At 49.5% G+C, this 24,486-nt stretch carries 26 protein-coding genes, 1 tRNA gene, 1 pseudogene and 1 riboswitch; of the genes and pseudogenes, 17 read left to right on the top strand and 11 right to left on the bottom strand.

Going from position 1 to position 24,486, the window contains the following annotated elements; all coding sequences use genetic code 11:
* Positions 1–93: 93 nt before the first annotated feature.
* Positions 94–287: riboswitch (cyclic di-AMP (ydaO/yuaA leader) on the top strand.
* 3 nt (positions 288–290) lie between these two features.
* Positions 291–767 carry a C40 family peptidase gene (locus AC1DF0_RS29000; RefSeq protein ID WP_477576852.1) on the top strand — a complete coding sequence of 159 codons (477 nt, stop codon included), beginning with the start codon at positions 291–293 and terminating at the stop codon, positions 765–767.
* Between the two features lie 125 nt (positions 768–892).
* Here the strand turns inward: AC1DF0_RS29000 and AC1DF0_RS29005 are convergent, their stop codons facing one another.
* Positions 893–2,119, bottom strand: coding sequence for an MFS transporter (locus AC1DF0_RS29005; protein WP_477576854.1), 1,227 nt, complete (start codon positions 2,117–2,119; stop codon positions 893–895).
* A gap of 147 nt (positions 2,120–2,266) precedes the next feature.
* Here AC1DF0_RS29005 and AC1DF0_RS29010 point away from each other — a divergent pair, with 147 nt between their 5' ends.
* Entirely contained in the window at positions 2,267–2,740 is a 474-nt protein-coding gene (locus tag AC1DF0_RS29010; RefSeq protein ID WP_477576893.1) for a GNAT family N-acetyltransferase, read from the top strand.
* A gap of 15 nt (positions 2,741–2,755) precedes the next feature.
* Here AC1DF0_RS29010 and AC1DF0_RS29015 read toward each other — a convergent pair whose 3' ends face one another.
* Together AC1DF0_RS29015 and AC1DF0_RS29020 are read right to left on the bottom strand one after the other, a co-directional pair.
* Entirely contained in the window at positions 2,756–3,994 is a 1,239-nt protein-coding gene (locus tag AC1DF0_RS29015) for an EAL domain-containing protein (protein ID WP_442050136.1), read from the bottom strand.
* A gap of 177 nt (positions 3,995–4,171) precedes the next feature.
* Positions 4,172–4,465, bottom strand: coding sequence for a hypothetical protein (locus tag AC1DF0_RS29020; RefSeq protein ID WP_442050137.1), 294 nt, complete (start codon positions 4,463–4,465; stop codon positions 4,172–4,174).
* 244 nt (positions 4,466–4,709) lie between these two features.
* On the opposite strand from AC1DF0_RS29020, the gene motA reads away from it, so the two are divergent.
* Together motA and AC1DF0_RS29030 are read left to right on the top strand one after the other, a co-directional pair.
* The gene (motA, locus tag AC1DF0_RS29025; RefSeq protein ID WP_442050138.1) at positions 4,710–5,510 is read left to right on the top strand and encodes a flagellar motor stator protein MotA; all 801 of its coding nucleotides are present in this window, start codon (positions 4,710–4,712) and stop codon (positions 5,508–5,510) included.
* Entirely contained in the window at positions 5,494–6,321 is an 828-nt protein-coding gene (locus AC1DF0_RS29030) for a flagellar motor protein MotB (RefSeq protein WP_442050139.1), read from the top strand. The genes motA and AC1DF0_RS29030 overlap by 17 nt, the downstream gene beginning before the upstream one ends.
* Before the next feature lie 76 nt (positions 6,322–6,397).
* Here AC1DF0_RS29030 and rluF read toward each other — a convergent pair whose 3' ends face one another.
* Genes rluF through AC1DF0_RS29045 form a run of 3 tightly spaced genes read right to left on the bottom strand, consistent with a single transcriptional unit; the run spans position 6,398 to position 9,745 of the window.
* The gene (rluF, locus tag AC1DF0_RS29035; RefSeq protein WP_442050140.1) at positions 6,398–7,102 is read right to left on the bottom strand and encodes a 23S rRNA pseudouridine(2604) synthase RluF; all 705 of its coding nucleotides are present in this window, start codon (positions 7,100–7,102) and stop codon (positions 6,398–6,400) included.
* Positions 7,103–7,109: 7 nt separating this feature from the next.
* Positions 7,110–7,877, bottom strand: coding sequence for an NAD(P)H-binding protein (locus AC1DF0_RS29040; protein ID WP_477576857.1), 768 nt, complete (start codon positions 7,875–7,877; stop codon positions 7,110–7,112).
* Between the two features lie 26 nt (positions 7,878–7,903).
* Positions 7,904–9,745 carry an ATP-binding protein gene (locus tag AC1DF0_RS29045; protein ID WP_477576859.1) on the bottom strand — a complete coding sequence of 614 codons (1,842 nt, stop codon included), beginning with the start codon at positions 9,743–9,745 and terminating at the stop codon, positions 7,904–7,906.
* A 277-nt stretch (positions 9,746–10,022) separates the two neighbouring features.
* Here AC1DF0_RS29045 and tadA point away from each other — a divergent pair, with 277 nt between their 5' ends.
* A complete protein-coding gene (gene tadA / locus AC1DF0_RS29050) occupies positions 10,023–10,487 on the top strand; it encodes a tRNA adenosine(34) deaminase TadA (RefSeq protein ID WP_442050143.1) in 465 nt (154 codons plus the stop codon).
* Here the strand turns inward: tadA and AC1DF0_RS29055 are convergent, their stop codons facing one another.
* Complete coding sequence (locus tag AC1DF0_RS29055) at positions 10,488–10,682, bottom strand: Spo0E family sporulation regulatory protein-aspartic acid phosphatase (RefSeq protein WP_442050144.1); 195 nt, start codon at positions 10,680–10,682, stop codon at positions 10,488–10,490.
* A 316-nt stretch (positions 10,683–10,998) separates the two neighbouring features.
* On the opposite strand from AC1DF0_RS29055, the gene AC1DF0_RS29060 reads away from it, so the two are divergent.
* From AC1DF0_RS29060 to AC1DF0_RS29085, 6 genes are all read left to right on the top strand, one after another.
* On the top strand, positions 10,999–12,174 hold the full coding sequence (locus tag AC1DF0_RS29060) for a carboxylate--amine ligase (RefSeq protein WP_442050145.1): 1,176 nt from the start codon (positions 10,999–11,001) through the stop codon (positions 12,172–12,174).
* A gap of 28 nt (positions 12,175–12,202) precedes the next feature.
* Complete coding sequence (locus tag AC1DF0_RS29065; protein WP_477576862.1) at positions 12,203–13,696, top strand: Mur ligase family protein; 1,494 nt, start codon at positions 12,203–12,205, stop codon at positions 13,694–13,696.
* Between the two features lie 44 nt (positions 13,697–13,740).
* Positions 13,741–14,457, top strand: a complete 717-nt coding sequence (gene cuyB / locus AC1DF0_RS29070; RefSeq protein ID WP_477576864.1) for a cysteate racemase — start codon at positions 13,741–13,743, stop codon at positions 14,455–14,457.
* 328 nt (positions 14,458–14,785) lie between these two features.
* Positions 14,786–15,151: a hypothetical protein gene (locus AC1DF0_RS29075; RefSeq protein ID WP_477576866.1), complete on the top strand. Its 366-nt coding sequence runs from the start codon at positions 14,786–14,788 to the stop codon at positions 15,149–15,151.
* Positions 15,142–15,219 (top strand) — tRNA-Arg (locus tag AC1DF0_RS29080). Before AC1DF0_RS29075 ends, AC1DF0_RS29080 begins: the two co-directional genes overlap by 10 nt.
* A gap of 312 nt (positions 15,220–15,531) precedes the next feature.
* On the top strand, positions 15,532–15,870 hold the full coding sequence (locus AC1DF0_RS29085; RefSeq protein ID WP_477576868.1) for a YhjD family protein: 339 nt from the start codon (positions 15,532–15,534) through the stop codon (positions 15,868–15,870).
* Positions 15,871–15,960: 90 nt separating this feature from the next.
* Here AC1DF0_RS29085 and AC1DF0_RS29090 read toward each other — a convergent pair whose 3' ends face one another.
* Together AC1DF0_RS29090 and AC1DF0_RS29095 are read right to left on the bottom strand one after the other, a co-directional pair.
* Positions 15,961–17,304: an FtsW/RodA/SpoVE family cell cycle protein gene (locus AC1DF0_RS29090; protein ID WP_477576870.1), complete on the bottom strand. Its 1,344-nt coding sequence runs from the start codon at positions 17,302–17,304 to the stop codon at positions 15,961–15,963.
* On the bottom strand, positions 17,301–17,633 hold the full coding sequence (locus AC1DF0_RS29095) for a PadR family transcriptional regulator (RefSeq protein WP_477576872.1): 333 nt from the start codon (positions 17,631–17,633) through the stop codon (positions 17,301–17,303). Before AC1DF0_RS29095 ends, AC1DF0_RS29090 begins: the two co-directional genes overlap by 4 nt.
* Positions 17,634–18,043: 410 nt before the next feature.
* On the opposite strand from AC1DF0_RS29095, the pseudogene AC1DF0_RS29100 reads away from it, so the two are divergent.
* Both AC1DF0_RS29100 and AC1DF0_RS29105 read left to right on the top strand, forming a co-directional pair.
* A pseudogene (locus AC1DF0_RS29100) lies at positions 18,044–18,106 on the top strand (hypothetical protein); the annotation flags it as partial.
* 122 nt (positions 18,107–18,228) lie between these two features.
* Positions 18,229–19,113, top strand: a complete 885-nt coding sequence (locus AC1DF0_RS29105; protein WP_442050152.1) for an IS3 family transposase — start codon at positions 18,229–18,231, stop codon at positions 19,111–19,113.
* Positions 19,114–19,187: 74 nt separating this feature from the next.
* On the opposite strand, the gene AC1DF0_RS29110 is transcribed toward AC1DF0_RS29105, so the two are convergent.
* Positions 19,188–19,361: an S-layer homology domain-containing protein gene (locus AC1DF0_RS29110; RefSeq protein ID WP_442050164.1), complete on the bottom strand. Its 174-nt coding sequence runs from the start codon at positions 19,359–19,361 to the stop codon at positions 19,188–19,190.
* 115 nt (positions 19,362–19,476) lie between these two features.
* On the opposite strand from AC1DF0_RS29110, the gene AC1DF0_RS29115 reads away from it, so the two are divergent.
* Positions 19,477–19,833, top strand: a complete 357-nt coding sequence (locus tag AC1DF0_RS29115) for a DUF4870 domain-containing protein (protein ID WP_442050153.1) — start codon at positions 19,477–19,479, stop codon at positions 19,831–19,833.
* A 53-nt stretch (positions 19,834–19,886) separates the two neighbouring features.
* Here the strand turns inward: AC1DF0_RS29115 and AC1DF0_RS29120 are convergent, their stop codons facing one another.
* Positions 19,887–20,735: a MurR/RpiR family transcriptional regulator gene (locus AC1DF0_RS29120; RefSeq protein WP_442050154.1), complete on the bottom strand. Its 849-nt coding sequence runs from the start codon at positions 20,733–20,735 to the stop codon at positions 19,887–19,889.
* A 182-nt stretch (positions 20,736–20,917) separates the two neighbouring features.
* On the opposite strand from AC1DF0_RS29120, the gene AC1DF0_RS29125 reads away from it, so the two are divergent.
* From AC1DF0_RS29125 to AC1DF0_RS29135, 3 genes are read left to right on the top strand one after another with little or no spacing between them, the layout of a single operon-like run.
* Positions 20,918–21,799: a DUF8171 family membrane protein gene (locus AC1DF0_RS29125; RefSeq protein WP_442050155.1), complete on the top strand. Its 882-nt coding sequence runs from the start codon at positions 20,918–20,920 to the stop codon at positions 21,797–21,799.
* Positions 21,796–23,622, top strand: a complete 1,827-nt coding sequence (locus AC1DF0_RS29130; protein WP_477576876.1) for an ABC transporter ATP-binding protein — start codon at positions 21,796–21,798, stop codon at positions 23,620–23,622. The genes AC1DF0_RS29125 and AC1DF0_RS29130 overlap by 4 nt, the downstream gene beginning before the upstream one ends.
* Positions 23,603–24,436 carry an energy-coupling factor transporter transmembrane component T family protein gene (locus AC1DF0_RS29135; RefSeq protein ID WP_477576878.1) on the top strand — a complete coding sequence of 278 codons (834 nt, stop codon included), beginning with the start codon at positions 23,603–23,605 and terminating at the stop codon, positions 24,434–24,436. Before AC1DF0_RS29130 ends, AC1DF0_RS29135 begins: the two co-directional genes overlap by 20 nt.
* Positions 24,437–24,486: the final 50 nt, after the last annotated feature.

Raw genomic sequence — 24,486 nt, forward strand, 5'->3', positions numbered from 1 at the left:
CGAAGCAGTTTGTCAAAAGATTACATGAGAATTATTAGAATTTTGTTAGAAAGGCAGGAGATGAATGAAAAAAATCGAATAATTGTCAAGAGCAAAACAAAACTGCCTAATTTCCTAGCGGAAAACGGGGGAACCACTCTGGGTGAATTGATTCCGACGCCACGGCTATAAGTCATACCGCCTCTGTAGAAGAGGATATCATCGACTTGTTCGTAGCGCCTGAGGAATCATAGGGAACCTTCAACCGAACCCCACAGCTAACCTCGTCGGCACCGGAAGGAGTTTCACAATTGAAAAAGGTTACCGTAATGCTTTTGGGGCTTGCGCTCTTGCTCGCTGTTCAAGCGGGAAGCGTTTTCGCAGACTCCAAAATGAACGGATTTATCAATGACGTCATTGGTACTCCGTACAAAAGCGGTGGAACTACCGCGAAAGGCTTCGATTGCTCCGGCTTCACGAGCTATGTGTTCGCTAAGATGGGCATCGATCTTCCTCGCGTTTCCTCCGATCAAGCAACAGTTGGCACGAAGGTCGCTAAAGATGACCTGATTGCCGGGGATCTTGTGTTCTTCGACACAAGCGGCGGAAACAACGGCGCAATTTCCCACGTCGGCATCTACATAGGGGACGGCAACATTGTACACGCTTCGGTTAGCCGCGGCGTTGTAGTCGACAAGCTCGATTCCACTTACTACAAACCTCGTTATGTGACAGCACGTCGCATTCTTAGCGAGGAAGCATTTACCACTTACGCCGACGCAAAATAGTTTCACCCTTTACAACAAAGCCGCAGTCTGTTCGTCCACTCGCGACAACAGTCTGCGGCTTTGTTGTTTTTCTGACAAAATAGGCCACCCCAACAGCCTGCAGGCTGTTGGGGTGCTATTACTTTCTATTTATTACGCACAGCATCGCGCCGCTGCGACTGCCCTCTGCCTAGCACAAGCATTGCGCCCAGTACGAGCAGCATGATCAGAACCAGTACGCTTACATACCAAAGCGTAACCCCGCCGTCATATCGATCCATGAACCAGCCGGTAACGCGAGGGAAGATTGCCCCGCCAAGCCCGCCGCATGCTACGAGCAAGCTCGTCGTCCGCTCAGTCATGCCTGGGATTAACGCATTCGCATAGACAAGGGCGATACCGAATATACCCGAGAAGAACAGACCGCTTAAAGCGACGAAGAAGAGCATCCAGCTGAGCTGACCCATGAGCGCCATTAATGCGAACACGATCGTTGCTCCGCCAGTAGCAATAAACAAATACTTCGCATACCCCATTTTCTCCGCCAACGTGCCTGCAAATATACGTCCGAACACCATTGTTGCCCAGAACAGGCTGAGCGCTGCCGCAGCACTCGACTCATTTACCTGCGAACGCTCAATAAGCAAGGAAGGCAAGTAATTGGAGAAGCTCATCTCCATGCCTACGTAGATCATGAAGAACGCTGCCGACAGCAGCAAGAACGGAAGCGCAGTGCGCGGATAACCGAATATACCTGTTCTTGCACCTGCCGCCCCTTGCTCCATGCTGCTGCTCACCGCTGCTTTCGGCGGTTGAAATCCGATCTGCTCGTCCAGCTTGCCGAAGGACATCGTGAGCCACAATACGAATGTAACGCCCGACAGTGCCGCCAGTATCGGGAACGATACCTGCCATACGTTCTGAGCGATCAAATAAGCGGCTGCAACCGGTATAATAAGTGCGCCGACGCCAAAAAACGTTTCTAGCCGGCTCATTGCCGAAGCCTTGCCCTTAGCAAGGTCGATGATCATCGCGCCGACGACCGCTTCCGTCATGCCGAAGCCGAACCCCGCGAGAGGAGCGACGGCCAGCATCCAGCCCCAGGGAAGAAGCAGGCTGTAAGCGGCCTCGCTTAAAGTAAGCGCGCCAAGCGCAATAAGCACCGCGCCTCGCTTGCCGATTCTTGCCGTGATGGAGGGAGCCAGTATGACACCGACCAGGAAGCCGAGAAATTGATTCATAATCCATTGTCCGCCGTCTTTGTACGTGAGCCCATAATGATCAATCAGCTGCTCCAATATCGATCCGCCTACCACATGCGCAATACCGATTACCAAGTAAGACAGACAGCCGATCCATATTAACTTCTTCATGCCGTAGTTCTCCTTATGTCCGCGCGCCTTCTGGCGCCTATCTGATATACTTAGTCATACGTATCCAACTCATTTGCTCCATCCGGAGGTTATAAGATATTGAATAATTTAAACCATTCTTCTCATTATAAACGCTATCCGATTCAAATGACCATATGTCCGCTGGAAATACAGCATGCTGTCGAAATATGTAATTGGATTTATGAGCCTCCCTACGATGTCTACCACTGGCCAACTTGGGAGCAAATGCAAAAGGACGAAATCGAATTCGGCGATCCCGTCCTGCGTGCGCAGCAATATATAGCAATCGTTGACGATAGCTCGAGACTGATCGGCTTCGCCCAGTTGTTCCCCATGACCGGCGTAACCAGGCTCGGACTCGGCCTTCACCCTGATCTGTGCAGCCGGGGTTTAGGTCCTTCCTTCGCTAAGCTAATTGCGCTTGAAGCGCGAAGAAGAATGCCTCAGCATGAGATCGACTTAGAGGTACTCGCTTGGAATACGCGAGCCGTACGCGCCTATGAACAGGCGGGCTTCCGCATTACCGATACGTATGCCCGTCCTTCTCAGAACGGTTACGCCGAATGCCACTGCATGGTGTTCGAGCCCATCCAGAGCTAACAGCTCTGAATGCTATTATATCGCTTGCGTGCCGTGCTCTATATCGATTACATCCGCGAATAAAATAAGTCCAGGTCCAACAAGCACCGATATCGTCCGAATCCATGCATGTGTATCGAGATCCGTATAAGCTCTCGATACAATCGATCTTCGATCCTCGTTCATCTGTACGATGTTCGGAACGAAGTACGGCCGCCAGCACCAGTTCGCGCCTCGAAATTGGTCCTCGCTCCGCCATGAGCCGTCAGACTCGCGGAAATAGTTCGCCGATAGCTGAATGCCGTCCTGATTGCACAAGTACACGCGAATATAGCTCGTGTCCAGCTCCGGCAGAAGCCGCAGAGCCCAATCGTCATTATTTTCCGTAATGCCATCGGAGGTATCCACGATATGCGCGAGCTGCTTCGCAAGCTGCTCAGCCTTGACTTGCCAATCGCGCTCCGAGATGACGTGATGCAGCAGATGCCGCTCCAGCTCCTCTACAATAATTGGAGCGAAGCAATCGGGATCGCGGAAGTCCGCCTCAGCCCTCGCGAACATGAACCCTTGCACATAACGCGCGCCTGCTCGAATCGCCCTTGCAAGATCCTCTCTCGTCTCGACGCCTTCCACGAGCAAGGAGGCGCCGATCAGCTCCGCCATATCTGAGAAGGAGCGAAGCACGCCGAAGTAGCCGTCATGCGTTGCGCTCCTCTTAATCATATGTATATCGATCTTCAGCAAGTTAGGCTGAATCTGAGCAATACGGTCGAAACTGCTGAAACCGCTGCCTACATCATCAATTGCAATCTGACAACCTTGCTCCCGATAGAGGTCTACAACGGTGCGAAGCACCTCCATTGAGCCTTGGAAGCTCTGCTCCGTAATCTCAATAACGACTTTCCTTGGGTCAATACCGTATTTCTTAAGCAGAGACAACGTGAACAGCTCTCCGGATTGCTCATAACGATAAATCCAAGAAGGCTTTAGATTAATAAACAGCATAGGAGGTTCATCCATCTGACCCAGCTTGGCAAAAGCCTGCTCGCGCAACAGCCGATCCACGAGAATATGCTCCTCATCGGGCACCGTTTCATCACTAAAGAAAGGCCCCAAGCTGCGAACAGAATCTCCCTTTACCGCTCTAGCCAGCACCTCATAGCCCATAATTCGCCGAGTATCCATCGCTATGATCGGCTGATAGTAGGCTGCTAGCTTTTCGTCTTGTAGACCTAGCGCTTTTGGTAGTGCTATTGTAGTGTGACCATCACTCATAGCGCTCTCCTTTGTGTTACTCGCATGTTATATTATCTACCATATTAATGAGTACCATTGTAAATGAATCGACATAAAATGTAAAGAAGCGACATATTAACTGCCATCCCGACTATTTTGTCGAATGATACATCTATAATATAGTAGCAATCTAACAACAACCGGAGAAAAGCTGACTTAGATCAGTCTAACTATGCGTGTAACCTGATTGCTCTGAGATACTTCTATAATATGATGCTTGCTGTTGTAAGTAATGACGCCTTCGCCGACCTTAATTTCCGGATTTTCGCCCAGTCCGAAAAACACATCGTCAGCCAGCGCTTCCATTACCTCATGACGGTCATCCTCATGCAGCGCTTCCCATTCCTCGGTTTCCATCTCAAAAAACGTGTAGCTATTCTCAATCTCTGCTACAGCCTCCGTCAACTCTTTCAATATATCCGCATATTCTCTTGCATGTCTTACTCCCATATTCATAACCTGCCTTCTATTATTAGTGTCGTTTTGCTCCGCATGTCTTCGATGGGCTTTCAATCCCGAATGCATATGGCCTTATACTCTTATTTTACATCATTTCGACAATATTAAACGTCTTCCGCCCCAAATCGTTTCGTTTACTCTAATCTCAGCCACCCTATTTGTCGATAATAATAGAAAGTAGACAAGCGTAAACGCTAGAATATTTAATTCGAATACGTACTGGACGGGGTGTATGATGAAAAATTCAACAATTATAGGTATTGTACTAGGTCTTGTCGCTGTTCTGGGAGGTATGGTGTTTAAAGGCGCTCATTTATCGTCTCTAGCCAATCCGGCCGCATTCATGATTATCATATTAGGTACAATTGCAGCGGTCATGGTTGCCTTCCCAATGTCTGAGCTCGGAAAAATCGGCAAACTGTTCAAAATGGTTTTCTCCGAACAAAAGCTTATGCAACGCGATCAGTTGATCGCTAACTTTATGGAATGGGCATCGATCACGCGCCGCGAGGGCTTGCTTGCGCTTGAAGCGAAGGTCGACGATATCGAAGATCCGTTTCTCCGGAACGGCATGCGTATGATTATCGACGGCAACGACCAAGACTTCGTTCGCGACGTCTTGCTTGAAGACATTGCCGCTACCGAAGATCGCCACAAAGCTGGCGCGCTCATCTTCACGCAAGCGGGCACATATGCGCCTACGCTCGGGGTACTCGGCGCCGTTGTCGGTCTCGTCGCGGCACTTGCCGACATGAGCGACATGGAGAAGCTGGCTCATGCGATCGCCGGCGCTTTCATCGCAACTTTGCTTGGTATATTCACAGGTTATGTTTTATGGCATCCGATTGCCAACAAATTAAAGCGTTTGTCGAAGAGCGAGATTCAAATCCGCCTAATGATGGTTGAAGGTCTGCTGTCCATTCAATCCGGCGTATCGACGATTGCGATTAACCAGAAGTTGTCCGTATTCCTCACTCCAACAGAAAGAAGAAAACTGAGGGAGAAGGAGGAAGGCGCCGTTGAGCAGAAAGCATAAGCATGACGATCACGAAGAGCATGTAGACGAATCTTGGCTCATCCCTTATGCCGACTTGCTGACCCTGCTGCTTGCACTTTTCATCGTTCTGTACTCCATGAACTCCGTTGATGTGAAGAAGTTCGAGGAAATGTCCAAGGCGTTCAGCATCGCGCTTAATAGCGGCAGCGGCATACTCGATAGTCCGGCAATCACGCCGGAAGGCGATTCTCCTGATAAGCCGAAGGAAGATCAAATCAAAAAAGACGATAATCCGAAGGATCAGAAAGAACAAGATGCTCAGAAGCTTCGCGAGGCTGCCTTGAAGCAAGAGCAAGAGGATCTCGAGAAGCTGAAGAAGCAGCTTGACGAATATATTGATAAAAACGGCCTGACAACCGATCTGGAGACAAAGCTCAATATGTCCCAGCTCATGATTACGATCAGCGACAATGCGCTATTCGCTCCTGCACAGGCGACCGTCAAGCCGGAATCGAGAGAGCTTGCCATAGCCATCGGCAAGATGCTGCAAGGATATCCCGATTACGAAGTCATCATATCCGGCCATACCGATACGACTCCCATTTCGACCGTCTTCTTCAAGTCCAATTGGGATTTAAGCTCGATGCGGGCAATTCGGTTCATGGATATTTTGCTGGAGAACAAAAAGCTTAAGCCTCAACAATTCAGAGCCGTCGGCTATGGCGAGTATCAGCCGATTGCCGACAATAAGACGACTGAGGGCAAAGCGAAGAATAGACGGGTCGAAGTATCGATCTCGCATACCGTCGCCGATCCAACTAATCAGCAAGTCATTCCAGCCGCCAAATAAATACGAAGCCCCGGCAAGCTGCTTAATCGCAGCCTGTCGGGGCTTTATACTTTCATCGAAATTAACATAGATAAGGTTAGCTGTTTACCTCATACCCCAGCGTCCGGAATAACGCCGACTTCTCCGCCTCCGTTAGATCACGCCACTTCCCGGATGCGAGCCCGCCAAGCTGAATATTCATAACCCTTACACGCTGAAGCTTCCTGACATGATAGCCGAACGCCTCGCACATGCGACGAATTTGCCTATTCTTTCCTTCGGTCAGAATAATGCGGAATACGCGGTCTGTCACACGCGTTACCTTGCAAGGCAGCGTCATGCTGCCGAGTATGCGCACTCCCTCCGACATGCCTCGAACGAAGGAATCGTTAATAGGACGGTCAACGGTTACTATGTATTCCTTCTCATGCTTGCCTTCCGAACGCAGGATCGGGTTCACGACATCGCCATCATTCGTAAGCAGAATGAGGCCCTCGGAATCCTTATCGAGTCTTCCGATCGGGAATATGCGTTCCTCATGACCGATAAAGTCAACGATATTACCTTTAATATGAAGCTCAGTCGTACAAGTAATGCCAACAGGCTTATTCAACGCAATATATACATGCCGTTTCTGTTCGCCAATCCGTCGTCCATCCACGCGCACATCATCGCCTAGCTCGGCTTGGCTGCCGAGCATGGCCGTCTCGCCATTAATCGTAACTCGGCCGCTGTCCACCAGCTTGTCCGCCTCGCGGCGCGAGCAATAGCCCGTCTCACTAATAAACTTGTTAATTCTCATCTGCATGTCACCTCGCCTGTATATGCCCTAACTCAGCAATGTCGCCCGAAGCATATACCTTCACTTCAGGACTCCGCTGAACGGTCCTATTCTGCCCTTGCCCATGCTGCTCCGCCCATGCGATTCGAGTAGCCCGAAGCATTGCAGCAGCCACTACATCGCCGCGAATCGCCCTATACCTGCGCAGCCGTCCGACCATCGTGAAGCCAAGCGCCGTTGCCAGCCACGTCCCTACCGTCTCGCCTAGCCGCTTTTCTTTCCGGTGCCCAAGCAGAAACGACGGCTGGAAAATATGGAGCAGCGGTATTTCCAGCTTCGCAAGCTCCTCTTCAAGCTCGCCCTTTACTCGGCTGTAGAAGAAGGCCGAGCTCTTGGAAGATCCCATCGCCGTAATAACAGCGAACTGCGATGCATTCACTCGTTTCGCATAGCGAGCCAGCGCGAGCGGATATTCCAAATCAACCGTGCGGAACGCTTCCTGCGAGCCCGCCGCTTTAATCGTTGTTCCAAGCGCGCAATAGACAATATCGGCCTCTACGTCCTGCATCGCTAGATCGATATCATCGAAGGACGCTACAATTATTCGCAGCTTAGACCTCATGGCCTCAAGTCCCGCCGTTGCAGCAGCATCCAGCGGCCGCCTAACGAGCACGGTCACCGTTCTAGTATTCGGATCCGCCAGCAGCTGTCGTAACAGCGCAGCGCCAACAAGCCCGGTCGCACCTGCAAGCACACAGCTATAGCCCTCTCTATCGTCACGAGGCCCAGCGCTCATTGCATCCTCTCCCTCGCACTTCGCATCTACATACCCTCGGTTAATGATGCTTCTAGTATACCGTCCTCCGTCAAAGGTTTCAAAGCCGGAAGCGACACATGCACCGTTGTTCCCACATTTTCTTGGCTTTGAAAATCGAGATTCCCTTTATGATTCAGAATAATTCGCTGGCTGACCATAATACCAAGTCCCGTGCCCGATTCCTTCCCCGTGAAGAACGGGTCGCCGATCTTCGAGATCATCTCCTCCGGAATGCCGACACCTTCGTCTGTAATMGTAATCGAAACGATCCCTTTTCGATTCGTAATATGAATATGGATCGGGCCGCCTGTCGGCATCGCCTCGATCGCGTTTTTCAGCAGATTAATGAATACTTGCTTCAATTGATTCTCTTCACATGAAACGAGACAGTTTTCTTCCGTGAATAGCGACTTAAATTCGATATTGTGCAGATGTGCCTCGCTATTCATCAAAGCAACAACATCATTTAAAATATTGCGCATATCCTTGGTTACAAATTTCGTGGCCTGCGGTTTCGCCAAGATGAGGAACTCGCCGACAATAAGATTAATTCGGTCCAGCTCCGATAACATCAGACCTACATGAGACACATTAAGCTGCTTCGTCTGCTGCTGCAACTGGAGAAAACCTCTCAGTGTTGTAAGCGGATTCCGAATTTCATGCGCGACCCCTGCCGCCAATTGTCCGACCGTGGTTAGCTTCTCGGAGCGCCGCAGCAGCTCGTCCATCTTATTGCGGGAGCGCATATCTCTAGAAATGCTTGCGAAGGCGCGGATTGTCCCATCTGAATCGCGGATTGGCGATATGGTAATACTCACCGGGATCAACTCTCCCGACTTCGTCATTCGCATGGTTTCCTTGGCCGGAAGAACTCTGCCTGCGACGAGCTGACTGAGCATCTGTTCCAGCTCGTCACGGTGTGAATCGGGCAAGATCGGGAATACAAGTCCAATCGCCTCCTCTTCCTCATAACCGTAAAGCAGCTCGAAAGCGCGGTTCACCTGAATAATCGTGCCATCCAGCTCCAACAGATGGATCGCATCGCTAGTATGATTAATGAACGACTCCAGATGCTCCTTCATCCGTCTATTCTCTTCGAACGCCTTGCGCAGTTTGTCCATATAGATGCTTAAGTTCTGCGACATGGCATTTACCTTCAAAGCGAGCAAACCGAATTCATCCTTGCGCCGAATCTGAATCGGCTGATGGAACCTTACGGATGACACCTCATTAACCTTCCATAAAATATCTTTGAGCGGGCGTATCATAACGCCTACAAGCCAATAGCTAATTAATAGTACGAGTACCGTAACGATTGCGGAGTAGATTAACGTATCATTTCGTTTCTCTCCAACGAGATCCTGAATGCCTTTGCCGTCATAGACGATACTGATTGTATAGCTTCCAAGCTTCTCGTTCGAATAGTAGCTTCGATAATACGTTTTGTCGTCGATGGTCATTTTGCGAAACACAAATTCACTGTCTCTCGCTTCTTGCACAAATGGGCTATCGTTGGTAGCATCATTGTAAGCATACGTGCCCGCCGATATTTCCTGCGAGTTATTATGGAAGACGGTAATCTCTTTGATATTGTTATTTAATTTCTGTACCAGGTCGAACATGTCTTTGCCTTCTACCCTACTCTTCAATTCTAGAGACCCGCCATCCGAGCTCGTTTCGAAGGCATCCATGGATACAGCTACCTGTATGGATGTGTCCAGCATGACCTGCTTCATTTCTTCCCGTATGCTGCGTATCCAAGCATATTCGTTCAACATGCTGTAGACAATGAAAATCGAGAGTACAATAAGAGAAATCATAAGTGAAAACTTCATCTTAATCGACAACGATAGACACATCCTTTTGTTCAGTAATCATTTCGGAGCAGTTCCTAGGAACTATTCCATTAACTAGCAATTTATAAAAATAGCGATATCGCATAAAAGTCGATTACTTATAGACAGCTTATACCCACTGTTCACATGAGTTATACACAGAAGTTGATATAATGTGCATAAGTTTGTGGATAACTATTATTTTATACACAATTCTATCCACTGCATGTTAACAACGGAATATTTGTTCGCAGAATAAACTACGATTATCGAAAGGAAATTTACCAAAATGATACGAGAACTGGAAGATCAGGCCTGGATGACGGAAGCTATCGCAGAAGCCCGAAAAGCTGAGCAGATCGGGGAAGTGCCTATCGGGGCTATTATCGTTCGTAATAATGAGATTATCGGAAGGGGATATAACTTAAGAGAGACGCATAACGATCCAACCGCCCATGCGGAGATGGTCGCAATCCGCGACGCCACAGAACGCATCGGCGCATGGCGATTGCTGGACTGTACGCTCTACGTCACATTGGAACCTTGTCCGATGTGTGCAGGCGCAATCGTCCAGTCGCGTGTGAAACGTGTCGTCTATGGCACAACCGATCCGAAGGCCGGCTGTGCAGGTACACTTATGAATCTGCTTCAAGAGCCGCGCTTCAATCATGAAACGGAGCTGACGAGCGGCATTCTTCAGCAAGAATGCGCCTCGCTGCTAACGCAGTTCTTCCGCAAATTGAGGGAGAAATAATCATATATTCGATTGCCTGGAAGAACTGTATGTCAGCTCTTCCCGCTGTAGATATTGCAGTTCTACGATCAATTGATCAGCCTCTTCGCTGATCGCCAGAACGTCGGGGTCAGTCAAGCTGCCTCGTGCCTCAGCAATCTCATGAAGCTTAAGCCGCAGCGAATGCAATTGTTGTAGCAGATTGTATTTGTCCATATTCGCTTCGGGGCACGCTCCTTATATAGCACTCGTGTGGTAATAGTTCTATTATACTCCTAGACTTTTAAGGAGTTTGTAAAATCATGTCGACGATCACCAGCAATTTTCATTTATTATTCGACATATGCGCTTTATTTTTCACCCTTTAATAGTTCTAATTTCCTATTTCTGTTTATAGTGAAAGAAAATCAATTTATAATTGTTTACGTTTAAAACCGATTAAGGCGCCTATTATTGCTAATAAATCCATTTGTATTATAAGGAAGTATGCAGTAAAATTATTTAAGCAAATTAAGCGGGGTGTGCCTTTTCTATGAACAATAAAGCAGTCATCTTAGGATGCAATTATTATATCGGCCTTAGTACGATTCGTTGCCTCGGCGTTAATGGAATACATACGGTTGCTGTCGATTACACAGACAATCATAATTACGGTGCTCAGTCCAAGTATTGTTCAGAGCGGCTGATTGCCCCTCATTATAAGAATGATAAGAAGGCTTTCATTCAATTTCTGAAGGACTACGCCAAAGGGCAGTCTGCGCCTCCAGTGCTCATTCCTTGCCACGACAATTATGTTGAGGTAGTGGATGAATTTTTGGAGGAGCTGCGCGAGTTCTACCTCATTCCGCAAGATGTTCCAGGCATCTACACGAACCTAATGAACAAAGAAATTTTGCACCGTCTGGCGAGCGAGAACGGCGTTGCTGTCCCGGAAACCGTCCGCGTGGACGAAGACCAATTTTTCGAAAAAGTAGAATCGATCTTGAAATATCCTTGTGTCGTGAAGCCGACAGATTCTCCTTCGTTCGTCGCGAAGTTCAGGAAGAAGCTGTTCATTGTTGACAACAAATCGCAGCTCGTTGAGGCGCTTGAGAAGTCGAAGCAAGCAGGACTAGAAGTCATCGTGCAGCGCATTATTCCAGGCTTCGATGATCATATGTACACCTATGACGCGTATTTGAATCAAGATTCTAAGGTGACGAACTGGGTAACTTGCCAGAAGTACCGCCAGTTCCCGATCAACTTCGGCGCTTCGGTGTACACKGGACAGAAGTATGTACAGGAGCTGCATGATATCGGCGCTCCCTTCCTAGAGAAGATGAAATGGAAAGGCTTCGCCGAGATTGAGTTCAAAAAAGACGCTGATACCGGTCAGTTTTACTTGATCGAGGTCAACGTGCGCATCACTAACTTGAACAACCTGCTCTACAAAGTCGGAATGAACATTCCTTATCTCACATATATGGAACTGACAGGCTCGCCGCAGCCGCCAAGCGCGCTCAAGAAGGACACGAACCGCGTGTTCTGGTATTTCTACGAGGACTTGCTAGCCATCAGAGGTTACGTTCGCACGAAGCAGCTAACCGTCGGCCAAGTGTTCAAGTCGCTGTTCAAGCCCAAAGCACCAGCTATCTGGTCATGGAGCGATCCGAAGCCTGCCTTCGGATTCCTTCGCATGATTACCGGCAAAATTTTACGCAGAACATGAATCGATTCGGACAAAGGAGTGCGTTTAAATGATTCTGTTACGGGAACTACTGACATCCACCGCAACTTTAGATACGCTGCATCCGAAGGATATAACGGTTTCGGGAATTAGCTACCACTCCCAGAAGTGCAAGCCGGGCGACTTGTTCGTCGCAATCAACGGCTACCAAACGAATGGCCACAAGTATCTCGGCAACGCCGTAGAGAACGGTGCTGTCGCTGCTGTCGTCGAAGAGTTCAACTTCGATCTCGACATACCGCAAATTCGCGTAGCGAACAGCCGAATCGCTTTAGCGCAGCTTGGCGCGGCATTCTACGGCAACCCTGCCGACAAGATGAAGATGATCGGCATAACGGCGACGAACGGCAAGACAACGACCTCCTATATGACCAATGCCATCCTAGAGAACCATGGTCTCAAGACGGGGTTGATCGGTACGGTTGTCATCAAGGTTGACGATGTCTCTATCCCGTCGGAGCTGACAACGCCGGAATCGCTTGACCTGCAGCATTACTTGAAGCAAATGGTCGATAAGGGCGTTTCGCATGTTAGCATGGAGGTATCCTCCGCCGCGCTGGAAACTCGCCGAGTCGAGGGCGTCGATTACGACATTGTGACATTCAACAATTTAAGCCGGGAGCATATCGACTCCCACGGAACGTTCGAACAATATTTCGAGGCCAAATCCAGCTTGATCACGAATGCGGGCGAGCACAGCTACGCCGTCCTCAATCTCGACGATTCCTACTCGGCATCGCTCGCGGATAAGACGAAAGCAAGCGTCGTGACGTTCGGCGTGAAGAGCAAGGAAGGCCATATTTATTGCAAAAATCTCGATCTGTCAACGGGACGCGCACGTTATACATACGAGATTGTGAAGCCGTTCCAAGTGGATGGCACTTGGCATACGGCTGGTGAATTCGATATTCAGCTTGCTGTACCAGGTCTGCATTCCGTCTATAATTCGATGGTGGCCATTACGGTGGCCCTGCTCTGCGGCATTCCCGTTGAAACCATTCAAGCGACGATGCGTACATTCGCCGGCGTTGAGCGCCGGTTCGAATTCATATATGAAAATGATTTTATGATTATTGACGATCATTTCGCCAATCCAGGCAATATCCATGTCACGCTGGAGACGGTGAAGTTCATGGATTACGATAAGCTTCATCTAGTCTATGCCATTAGAGGCAGCCGCGGACCTACCGTCAATCGGGAAAACGCCGAGACGATTGTCCAGTGGATGAAGCGTTTGGAGCTTGATGAGATCATTGCTACGCGGAGTATTTCGCATGTGACGAGCAAGGACTTTGTCACCGATGAGGAGACGCAAGTATTCCTCGACGTCATGGAGCAAGCGAGCATCCGTGTACGGCTGTATGACGAATTGCCTGACGCGATTGCTGAAGGGCTGTCCCATGCAGCATCTCGCGACTTAGTGCTGTTGGCAGGCTGTCAGGGCATGGATCCCGGCGCTCAGATCGCTCTGAAGCAGCTCGAGGACAGATCCGCTGCCAATTAATCCGCCGCATGGACAACTAATTCATTTTAAAAGTGGGTAGAGCAATGGAACATAAAAGCTTAGGCGTCATTGGCGGAATGGGCCCGAAGGCAACCTCCGTTTTCTTCGATAAGGTGATTGAGCATACGGCAGCCGACCGCGATCAAGAGCATATCAACATGATCATTCTGAATCATGTGACGCTGCCTGACCGTACGAGTGTCATTCTTAGCGGACAAGGAGAGCTGTTCTTGGAGGCGATCGAGAAGGACTTCAAGCTGCTCGAGCTGGCTGGGGCGGCGCATATCGCCATTCCGTGCAATACGTCGCATTACTTCTACGATCAGATGCAGGAAATGACCACCGTTCCTATTATTAATATGGTCGACGAAACGTTGAAGGCCATTCATGCCAAATACGGCGACAATAGCAAGATCGGTATACTGGCGACCACCGGCACTATTAACAGCGGTGTTTATAAGGCGGGCTGCGAGAGCTACAATATGAAGCTCCATGAGCCGAATGAAGCGATTCAAGAGCTCGTGATGGACATTATCTATAATCAGGTAAAAAGCAATCTGGAGGTCGATCCGGCCGTTCTTGAAGGCATCATTAACGAGCTCGTCTACCAAGAAGGCTGCAACTGCGTCATTATCGCTTGCACGGAGCTGTCGTGCATACCGATTAGCAAACAAACGATGGAAATCAGCATCGACGCCATGCAGGTACTCGTGGACCAATCGATTGTGCGTTCCGGCAAGCAGACGATCACAGAGATATAACTAAGAGCGGTACAGGGATTAATCCCTGCACCGCTCTTTTTCTTTGGCGCTCTCCTCGACCACCACTGCCACACCAGACCCTTACGCTGTAAGAGCACACGTGCTCTTACAGCACAAACACACTAGCTACTTCACCACTGTAAGCTCACCGGTGCGCTTACAGCTCCCTCTCGATAAGCTGCAGCTGCGGATTCCAGAGGATAGCTCGCTCGTTACCTATGACGCTTTATACCTCCACCTTAAGTCGAAGCTCGACATTACGGGCATTAAATTACTCAAGGCCGCATGACGCCGACCGTTATAGGTAAGCCAGCACAGCTGGTCCACTTTGCGACCGCTGCTTCGCGCTCCTTCGGACCCTGATGCGACGGCAGATGTCGGTCAGCATGAATTTACGTATACGTTCCATGTCTGGAGCGAAGGCTTCATCAACAATCCGGTCATTCGTGAAGCGTTAGAGCTCAATACGCCTATTCCGCAAGCAGCCGGCGCAGTCGGAACGTTCTTCATCTTGCTCACTTCATCCAATGCCAATATTATTTTCGACACGGTGAAGATAGCCGAAGACGGCTCCGGGCATGTCATTGCACGGTTGCCCGTTCGAAGTGAAGACCATTCGAATCATCCCGCAATAAAGCGATCACTTGCGCCTCCAACTTCACCCATGTTAAAATGTGAAGTGTTGCGCCCGTAGCTCAGCAGGATAGAGCAATCGTTTCCTAAACGATGGGTCGGGGGTTCGAATCCCCCCGCGGCGCGCCATTATTCTTTTAAATATTGCAGCATTTATACACAAGAGCCGTTTTCGGTCTGTTTCGAACAGACCAAAAGACGGCTTTTTTTTCAATAGGAAACTCTGAACAATACCGTACCAACGCTGTTTAAAAACTAATATTTTGTGGTAATTATGATTAAAAAAATATCATAAATATCCAACACGCTCTCCCAAGCAGTCATCTAGCCACCCCATTTTCCTTATCCTGCCTGCATATAACAGCTCATAAGATGTCTTTACTACACTCCATTGACTAGAGAACAAGTGTTCGCATATAATGGAAATGAGGTGACGATCGAATGGCTATGAACGCTTATGTAACAGAGCAGTATCCCGTTAGGGAGTCCAATGGGCTGATTAAAGAATACGTAATTCTGTCTTATACGCTTGCCGCCGTCAAGCGCAATCGCTTGGAGCTGGATAAGAAGGCAAGATCGCTTCGCCCGCTCTTCATCCAAGCGGCGAATATCGTGATCGCAAGAATCGAAGCCGATCTTGCGCTTGCCGAGCAATTGCTTCGGAGCATGCATATCGACATCAGTTCAGCGCTTCCGCATATACAGCAAGAGCGACTGAACGCCGAAATCAACAATCGCATTTCCTTTTACGTCACGGAGCTGTTCTCCAAGAAACAGTAGCGGTCACCATTATGAGAATAAGCGGAAGACCGTAAACGTCAACGATGTGCGTTGAAGCCTACGGTCCACCCAAGTTCGGCCAAGTGGCCGCTATATGTTCTGCGAAGACAATGCGGATTGCCCTAATATATCTTTTCGTCTATTCGCGCCCAACATCAACCCCACAGCCGCCAGCTCGATGAAAGTATAGGAGCCCCAGCTTATAAGCGGAAGCGATGTAGAGGAGACGGGCATAAATCCAAAGCACATGAGCAGATTCCAAATGAAATGAAAGCCCATTATCGACAACACTCCGACAATAATTCCTTTCGCATAACGATCTTTCAGCTTCAACGCCATTCTGACAATACGCGCAACAAACAAGAATGCCAACACGACTATAATGAAACCGAATACCCATCCCAAGCTATACACTAAATAAGAATAGAGCATCTCGCTGTTATACGAAGGAAGTCGGTTATTGACTGCGCCAAACCCTTGCCCCCACATACCGCCATCTTGGATCGCTTCAATAGATCGATCTGTGTAATAATGGCTATCCGCATTGGGAAATATAAATCCTTTCAATCGTAACCATACATAATTATATCTGTGGCTTCCCTGAACAAGCCATAGCGCGAGCGCGGCCAATGTGCCGACTCCGGCTAATACCACCTTGTATTTCTTGCCGATTAGGATCAGCATTAGAAACGTACCGAAGCAGAAGATGCTGTAATATAACAACGAGGATGTTGTCAGGTAGAAGTACGTCGGCAGCAAGAAGAACAAGACAGTATCTTGAAGCAGCCGCAGCTTCGGCCTTAATCTGCTCGGCCCGGCAGTTGTTTCCCTGGTCAATATCCCTGCGAAAGCAACCATGAATAGATAAGGAGAAGCGGCAGCAACATTAAAGGTAACCGAGCCGATAATAATCCATTGCTTCGCTCCGTTTATGGCGCTGCCCATTTGACCGGTAGCTGCCAGCAGAAGAATCGTGAAGCCGTACAGATGCCAGGAGTACTTTTGCAGCTTGCGATAATCAAAGAAATAGAGGCAAACCATCGCGACTAGTCCCATTATGACAAACAACAATTTCTTTTCTACAAAATGATTACCCAGCCTTTCATTTCCCGTCGCCTGCACCGTCAGCATAGCAACAAGTCCAATACCGATGAGCAGCATGCATATGCCAAGCAAAGTCCACTCCATTCTCGGCTTATGCGCCTCATGAAGCTGCTTGCCAATCTGCTCCGGATCGCCCATCTGTTTGATGGCGTCCGCTATCGCGTCTTCCTCGGATATATCGCCTGCCAGAAGTCTGTCCTCGACTCGCTCCTCAAGATGGCTAAGCATCTCAAGATTAATATCCTCATGCACTTCCTTTGCTTTCACTTTCCCGCATACGCTTTCTAGATATTGCTCGACCAACGGATGCTGTCTCAGCTCACGGTTCATGCATGCCCCTCCCCGATCACGCGATCCACCGTTGCACGGAACAAGGACCATTCCTTCTTCTTCTCGCCTAGCTGCTTGCGGCCCAGCTCCGTTATCCGATAATACTTGCGCTTGCGTCCGCCCTCTTCATTCCAATAAGACTCCACTTGCTGCTCCACCTCAAGTGTATGCAGGATCGGGTATAACGTCCCTTCCTTGAACGTGAATACGCCCCCGGAGCACTGCTCGATCTCCTTCGTCATCTCGTAGCCGTACATTTCTTTCCGATTCAGCAGCGTCAGAATAAGAATGACCGTGCTTCCCTTCATTAGCTCTTTATTGATCTTCACTGCAATCCTCCTCATGAGCGAAACAATACATAGATTAAATATGCATCGAATATCTATGTATATAATAAACTAAGTTTTCCCATTTGCGCAAGCCTCTTGTCCGATGATTAAAACGGATAACGCTCTTAAACAATCACTATACCCTCCGCACGGCTCAATACAATGGCATAAGACCTTAGACGTTTGAAGCTAACCAAACGTTACTAAGCCGGTCGCATAGAACCACAGCAGAAGAAGCCCCTGCGACTGATGAACTGCACCCCTTATAGTGGACATTGGAAAAACACCCTGGTGTTTAAAACCGATGAAAACTATAGGGGGTGCTTTTCGTTATGGCGAGAAAAGGGCAACGTCTGCAGACGTACAGCTTTGATACAAAGAAAAAAGCAATAGAAATGCGACTGCAAGGTATGACGAAGCAGAAAGTAGCAGAATTACTGGGGATTACAGATGTAGGGCGATTGAAAGTGTGGATGCGACGCTACAATCAGATGGGAGACTTCGGGCTGACAGACACTCGCGGGAAACGGAAAGAGTATGCCACTGAAAATAGTTATGTCAGACGGTTAGAAATGGAGAATGCCGTTCTAAAAAAGTGGTTGGCCATTACGAAGGCGGAGGTGTACCAGAAAAGTGTAGGCTCGTTGAAGAGCTCAGAGACCATTTCACCGTTACAGAACTTTGCAAAGAAGTCGGTCTCTCTAAGAGCGGATTCTATGCCTATCTTAAACGAAAAGCAGTAGATAAGGACAAGTCCTCCAAAGAGATCATTCGCACCACGTATGAACGCTATAAAAGCATTTATGGCTACAGACAAATTCAATTGTTTATGTACCAAGATCATAAGGTATGGATGAACCACAAGAAGATCCTGCGTCTCATGCAGGAAATGGGGCTGCAAGCAAAAATACGCCGCAAATTCCGTCATCATCGATCTTGGAGCTTAGGCGACAGAGTCGTGAGAAATGTGCTGGAGCGCAATTCTGAAGCACTTCAACCTAATCAGAAGTGGGTCACAGACGTAACACAATACCGAGTGAAAGATAGCTGGTTGTACCTCTCTACCATCAAAGACTTGTGTCAAAACGAAATCGTCGCCTACAACATGAGTTTACGAAATGATAAGGATCTTGTACTCCAAACGTTTTCCAAAGCATTTGAAAAGGAAAAGGACGTGACTGGGCTGATCGTTCACAGCGATCAGGGATCCCAGTACACGTCCTACGACTACCACGACATGCTGCCAAAGGTTGGCGCCCAAATCAGCATGTCTCGACGAGGCAATTGTTACGACAATGCCTCAATGGAGAGCTTCTTCTCACATTTGAAGACGGAAGCACTCTATCCTTATGATATCCGATCCATCGAGGAAGCACAAAGTAGGATTGAAGAATATATCCATTTTTATAACAACCATCGTCCGCAGAGAAAATTAAATAAGCTGCCTCCGGTACAATACCGGAAACAGCTTATTGGGTAGGGCTTTTTCTAACTGTCCACTAAATGGGGTCTTGACCACTGATCGCAGGGACTTCTTCTGCTATTTCGAGCCCGTTACTTCTGCATTTCGATTAGTCGGACAATAACAGCAACCTCCTCGGCGCGGGTTACGGCGGAATCCGGCTCGAACCGGTTGCCCGGCCTTCCATCTATAAGTTTGTGCTCCTGCACGAAACCGGCTGCAGGCAGCGCCCATGCAGGGAACAGACGCCACCCCTTGTCGTCAATGCGACATACAAAATATTACATGAATTTCCGAGCTAAAGCTGTTATATTTATACATAAATGCTGTGCGTCCGCGCAGCGAGCGACAGCTAAACGGACAAGAAAGGAGAATCGTTACTTGAACCATCCCTACACGCCTCATCCCGATGAGAAACAATTTGCGATGTTGGCCCATGTCATTGCCTTCGCCGGGTTCATCATTCCGCTCGGCAACATTATCGGACCGCTCATCATTTGGCTGATCAAGAAGGATCAATCGCATTATGTGGACTTCCACGGCAAAGAATCGCTGAATTTCCAAATCAGCATTATGATCTATGGCATCATATCCGCTATTTTGTGGCTGGTCGTCATCGGTATTGTTGCATCGATCGCCGTCGGTATCTTCTGGCTCGTATTGACAATTATCGGAACGATACGCGCTACAGAAGGTCAGTTCTACCGTTATCCGCTTACGATTCGGTTTTTTAAATAGCCAACAAAAAACGGATTCTCTCGACAATCGAGGAATCCGTTTTTTGTTGTGTCTTACTTCGGCAATTGTGCCGCATATTGCTTGCGCAGAGCATGCAGCTTATCAAGCTTGTCGAGCGCCTCGCGGCCGCGGCGCTTCGTAAGTCCTACCGTCAAGGCGTCGATCAGCGCGACAGGAGCGGTCATCGAGTGAAAGCCCTCCAGCTCGCCGCGGTCCAGCTGCAGCACGATATCGCTTTGCGCCAGCATATCCGATACGAGCAGATCGGTCACGAGCACCGTCGTATAGCCCGCTTCCCGCGACTGCTCAAGCAATACCGTAAGCTCAGGCGACCGCCGCACGAAACCGAACATAAGCACCGTATCGCCATCTCCCGCTTGTGCCAGCGACTCGAGCAGCTCGCTCCCGCTTCCCGCCATGCCAATGACCCTTACGCCTAGCCGGTTCATACGAAATTTCAGCAGCTCCGTTAAGCAGACGGAAGCTCCCGTTCCGAATACATAGAGCGTACTCGCTCGATCAATCGCCTCAACAGCTTGTTCGAACTGCTCCCTCTCCACCCGCTTCGACGTTTCCTCCACGTTAGCCGAAGCAATGCCCATCATTTCCGTCACAATATCCGCTTCTTCATGCTCGACCTTGCTTAAGATCGACTTCATCTTGCGTGCTGGTGTTGCATGCTCATTTTGCAGCAAGCTTTTCTTGAAAGCCTTTAGATTCGGATAACCGATCGACCGCCAGAACCTAGAAACAGTAGCCGTGCTAACGCCAACGGCTACCGCGATATCCTCCTCCGTACAATACGGGATATGCTGCAGTGCGCCCGCTACGTAATTGGCAATCGCCTGCTGGCTTTTCGACATCGACTCCAAAGCCATCTCCAATTGAAAAAAAGTTGCCATCCTGGTCACCGCTCCCCTCATTCTATTTACATGGATTATAGCAAATGATCATCTGTTTTGAAAGTTTTCTTTCATACATACACATCATGAAATTTATTTTACACAAACCATACAATTTGTTGATGATCCGATAACAATTGATCCCTATATTAGGGAGGAATCTAATTCGAGGAGGAATTACAATGGTTTCTGCGCCAAGGCGCCGATACGAGCTTACGCAATCCCAAAAACTGATGGTGTTCATACTCGCGATGTCGCTTTACGGAATTTCTAATATGTTCTCCGAGCTTATTCCCGAGCTCAAGCTTGGGCCGATTGAAATTAAGGTCGAATATTTCGCATTCATTCCTTTGACGCTATGCATCTTGTTCAACCCGCTGTACGCCGCCCTGGGTGCCTCCTTCGGCGAAGTCATCTTCGGCGAGCTGCTGCTGGGCCAATTCGGCGGTCTTGGCGAGCTGGAGAAGTTTATCGAGTTCACTCTTGCGATGTACATAGCCGGCCTGCTCGTCAGCGATCCGCGCAACCGCAAGCAGCTTGCGCTCGCTTCGTTCGTTGCCGTCGGCATTGATCAAATGCTTAGCGCGATTGTCGATATTAGCAAAGTATGGTTCGGCATCGAAGAGCTGGAGGCCGTTCCCGGCATTCCAGAGAGCATCGTGTTAATCGAAGGTCTCAGCTTCTTGAATGCCATGGTCATTACAGGCGTACTGTTCTCCTTGCTCCCTACGCTGTATCTTGTACCGCGCCTGTACGGCAAGATCGAGCCGTTGCTTGGCATGAAGCCGCGCGACAGCCGCGTGCAGGTGTCGTTCGGACAGCTGATGACGCCGCGTCTGCTTATCACGTCGATTCTGTTCGTCTTCATCGGTGTAACCGGCGAATTTTTATCGGAAGCCGACATTAATATCGCCGTATGGGAGCCGGAGTTCTTGGAGCAGTACGGTAGCGGGTTCATGTGGGTAAGCGTTGGCGCTGCGGCGCTGATTCTGATTGTCACCTTATTCGCAGCCATTCGGGCCAAGTCCAAAACAAGTCAATCTCCGGAGGGAAAACAGATTTGAACGCACATCGGAACGACAGACAACAGGTGGGGCCGCTAACCGCGGCTCCTATCATCGAGCTGCAAGAGGTTAACTTTCAATATCCCGGTGCGGAGGTCATGGCACTCTCACATATCCATCTTACCGTACAGCCAGGGGAGTTCATCGCCATCGCGGGAACGAACGGCAGCGGAAAGTCGACGCTGTGCAAATGCCTCAACGGACTGATCCCGAACTATTACGTTGGTGATCTTAGCGGCTATATTCAAGTCGCCGGTCTAATTGCCGAGAACGAATCCGTATCCTCCCTTTCTCGCAAGGTGGCTTACGTCTTCCAAGACTTCGAGAACCAGCTGGTACGCCCAACCGTCTATGACGAAGCTTGCTTCGCGCCGCTTAACTACGGCTTCGCGGACTACCGTGAGCGTGCTGCTCGCGCTCTAGCGATGCTGGGATTGGAGCCTTTGAAGGAGCAGTGGATATGGCAGCTTAGCGGCGGGCAAAAGCATTTGACGGCACTGGCCGGCGCTTTATCGCTTGATCCCGATATTATTATCGTCGACGAGCCCGTCGCTCAGCTCGATCCCTATCACGCTAGGCTTATTTACGACAAGCTTAAGATGCTGAACGAGCAATATGGGAAAACGATTATTGTCATTGAGCATCATACCGAGTTCATAGCCGACTATTGCAGCAAAGTGGTGCTTATGGACAGCGGCACGATTCGTTGGGTGAAGCCGGTTCAAGAGGCGCTGTCGGCGGTTGAAGAGCTGGAAGCTCTTCATATATTGCCGCCGCAAGTGACGCTCGCGGTTAGGGAGACAGAGGCGCACCGACAACAGTCGCCGCTCTACCCGATTACAATCCCGCAAGCCGTCGATTATTATCGCGCGAAGCTGCCTCAGCATCCGGAGCACTCAACAGTCGTTACAACTCAGACCGAGGATAACAGCCCATCTATTTCAGCAGCAGCTGCAGCAGTACCGCTTGTCCATTTCGATAACGTATCCTATGGTTACAAAACGATCACTCGAACCTTGCATCCCGTCCTTCGAGGCATCAATCTCTCCATCCATGAAGGGGATCGCATTGCGCTTGTTGGAAACAATGGCGCAGGCAAATCGACCTTATTAAAGCTCATATCGGGCATTCGGCGTCCGAATGAAGGTTCACTCTCGGTATGCGGTCATCTAACGAAGCATACTTCACCAGAGACGCTATCCGACTACGTGTCCTATATTTATCAAAACCCGGAAGAGATGTTCATTGAAGATACCGTCCGCAAGGACGTCGAATATTTTCTCAAAGCTCGCAGCACCGAGGATTACCGTCACTTTGTGGATGAAGTACTGGAGCGGCTGCGACTCACTCCACTGCAAGACCGGGATGGCAGACTGCTCAGCGGCGGTCAGCAGCGCAGGGCAACACTGGCGATCGGGCTCGCCATGCAGCCTACCGTCATGCTGCTGGACGAACCGACGGCAAGCCTCGACGCATCCAGCCGACGCGAAATGACTGCCATGCTGAATCAGCTGCAGGGGCGAGTGAAGGCGACGATAATCGCCACGCATGATATGCAGCTTGTCGCGGAATGGGCGAACCGCGTCATCGTTATGCATAACGGCCAGGTTGCGCTCGACACTGATCAGCAGTCGCTGTTCGGCCATACGGCCGTGCTGGAGCTTGCGGGACTCATCGCTCCCCAGATCGCCCAGCTCAGCTTAGCGCTGGATTTACGGCCGCCTTCCTTGTCCGTGGACCATTTTGCCGCTCGTATCCATTCGCTTATGGGGCAACATCACATTCGAGAGGAGGCTGCCTCCATTGGAACTGGAAGCCATTAAACAAAACATGCTCGACAAGCTGAGCGTGGAGCAAATCAAGATTGAGCTGATGCGCACTGCCTTCGGGCGTCAGTCCGTCCTGCTGTCCCGCTTCGACCCGCGCATCCTGATTGTTTGGTACTCGTTCTTTGCTGTGGCGCCTTGGTTTTTCCACAACAAAACCGTATTGCTCGGCATGCTCATTCCGATGATTTTTCTTACGATCTCGTCCAAAGTTAGTCCGCTCGTGCTTATCATTATGGGCATCGGCCTTGTCAGCGAGATCACTTATATTTTATTCGGCTCGCTCCTGTTCGGCGGAAGCTTGGAAGCCGTCTGGCCCTTATTGACGTTAACGCTGAAAATCCTCATCATATCGCTCGCCAGCATTGCGGTCTTCTCCAGCATGGATCCCGAGAAGCTCAGTGATGCTTTGCTCAGTATGGGGATGCCGGCGCAATTCAGCTTCGGGGTTTCCTATGGCTACCGCATGCTGCCGATTCTGATCGAGGAGTACCATAACCTGATTCACTCGTTCAGGCTGCGCGGCCGTTCGCCCCGCAAGAAAGGTTTTCTGAAATGGCGGTCTCTCGTCTATATGGGTAAAATCGCGGTTTGCGCTTTTTATCCTCTGATCTTGAACACAGCCAAGCGTACGCGCACGACCGTAGAAGCCTTGGAGGTACGCGGCTTCACGTATGCCCTGATCAGCCCGGACGCTAAGCGGTTAAAACTTGCCTACTTGCGCGTGAAGCCGCTGGATTTCGTTTTCCTAGGCTGTTCGGCGCTTTATATGATCGCTTTGCTCGCTTTTGGCCATATGTTCGTCTTTTGATCAAAAGAAATCAAATCAAACCAACACCTCATTTATAGATTGGAGACATA

The sequence above is a fragment of the Paenibacillus sp. 05T425 genome (genome assembly GCF_056396205.1).

Coding starts and splice junctions, on each gene's coding strand:
- AC1DF0_RS29055 (WP_442050144.1), bottom strand. CDS start 10,682: ATGGACAAATACAATCTGCTACAACAATTGCATTCGCTGCGGCTTAAG.
- AC1DF0_RS29090 (WP_477576870.1), bottom strand. CDS start 17,304: ATGAACCGTGAGCTGAGACAGCATCCGTTGGTCGAGCAATATCTAGAA.
- tadA (WP_442050143.1), top strand. CDS start 10,023: ATGATACGAGAACTGGAAGATCAGGCCTGGATGACGGAAGCTATCGCA.
- AC1DF0_RS29065 (WP_477576862.1), top strand. CDS start 12,203: ATGATTCTGTTACGGGAACTACTGACATCCACCGCAACTTTAGATACG.
- AC1DF0_RS29015 (WP_442050136.1), bottom strand. CDS start 3,994: ATGAGTGATGGTCACACTACAATAGCACTACCAAAAGCGCTAGGTCTA.
- AC1DF0_RS29120 (WP_442050154.1), bottom strand. CDS start 20,735: ATGGCAACTTTTTTTCAATTGGAGATGGCTTTGGAGTCGATGTCGAAA.
- AC1DF0_RS29005 (WP_477576854.1), bottom strand. CDS start 2,119: ATGAAGAAGTTAATATGGATCGGCTGTCTGTCTTACTTGGTAATCGGT.
- AC1DF0_RS29085 (WP_477576868.1), top strand. CDS start 15,532: ATGGCTATGAACGCTTATGTAACAGAGCAGTATCCCGTTAGGGAGTCC.
- AC1DF0_RS29010 (WP_477576893.1), top strand. CDS start 2,267: ATGACCATATGTCCGCTGGAAATACAGCATGCTGTCGAAATATGTAAT.
- rluF (WP_442050140.1), bottom strand. CDS start 7,102: ATGAGAATTAACAAGTTTATTAGTGAGACGGGCTATTGCTCGCGCCGC.
- AC1DF0_RS29020 (WP_442050137.1), bottom strand. CDS start 4,465: ATGGGAGTAAGACATGCAAGAGAATATGCGGATATATTGAAAGAGTTG.
- AC1DF0_RS29040 (WP_477576857.1), bottom strand. CDS start 7,877: ATGAGCGCTGGGCCTCGTGACGATAGAGAGGGCTATAGCTGTGTGCTT.
- cuyB (WP_477576864.1), top strand. CDS start 13,741: ATGGAACATAAAAGCTTAGGCGTCATTGGCGGAATGGGCCCGAAGGCA.
- motA (WP_442050138.1), top strand. CDS start 4,710: ATGAAAAATTCAACAATTATAGGTATTGTACTAGGTCTTGTCGCTGTT.
- AC1DF0_RS29125 (WP_442050155.1), top strand. CDS start 20,918: ATGGTTTCTGCGCCAAGGCGCCGATACGAGCTTACGCAATCCCAAAAA.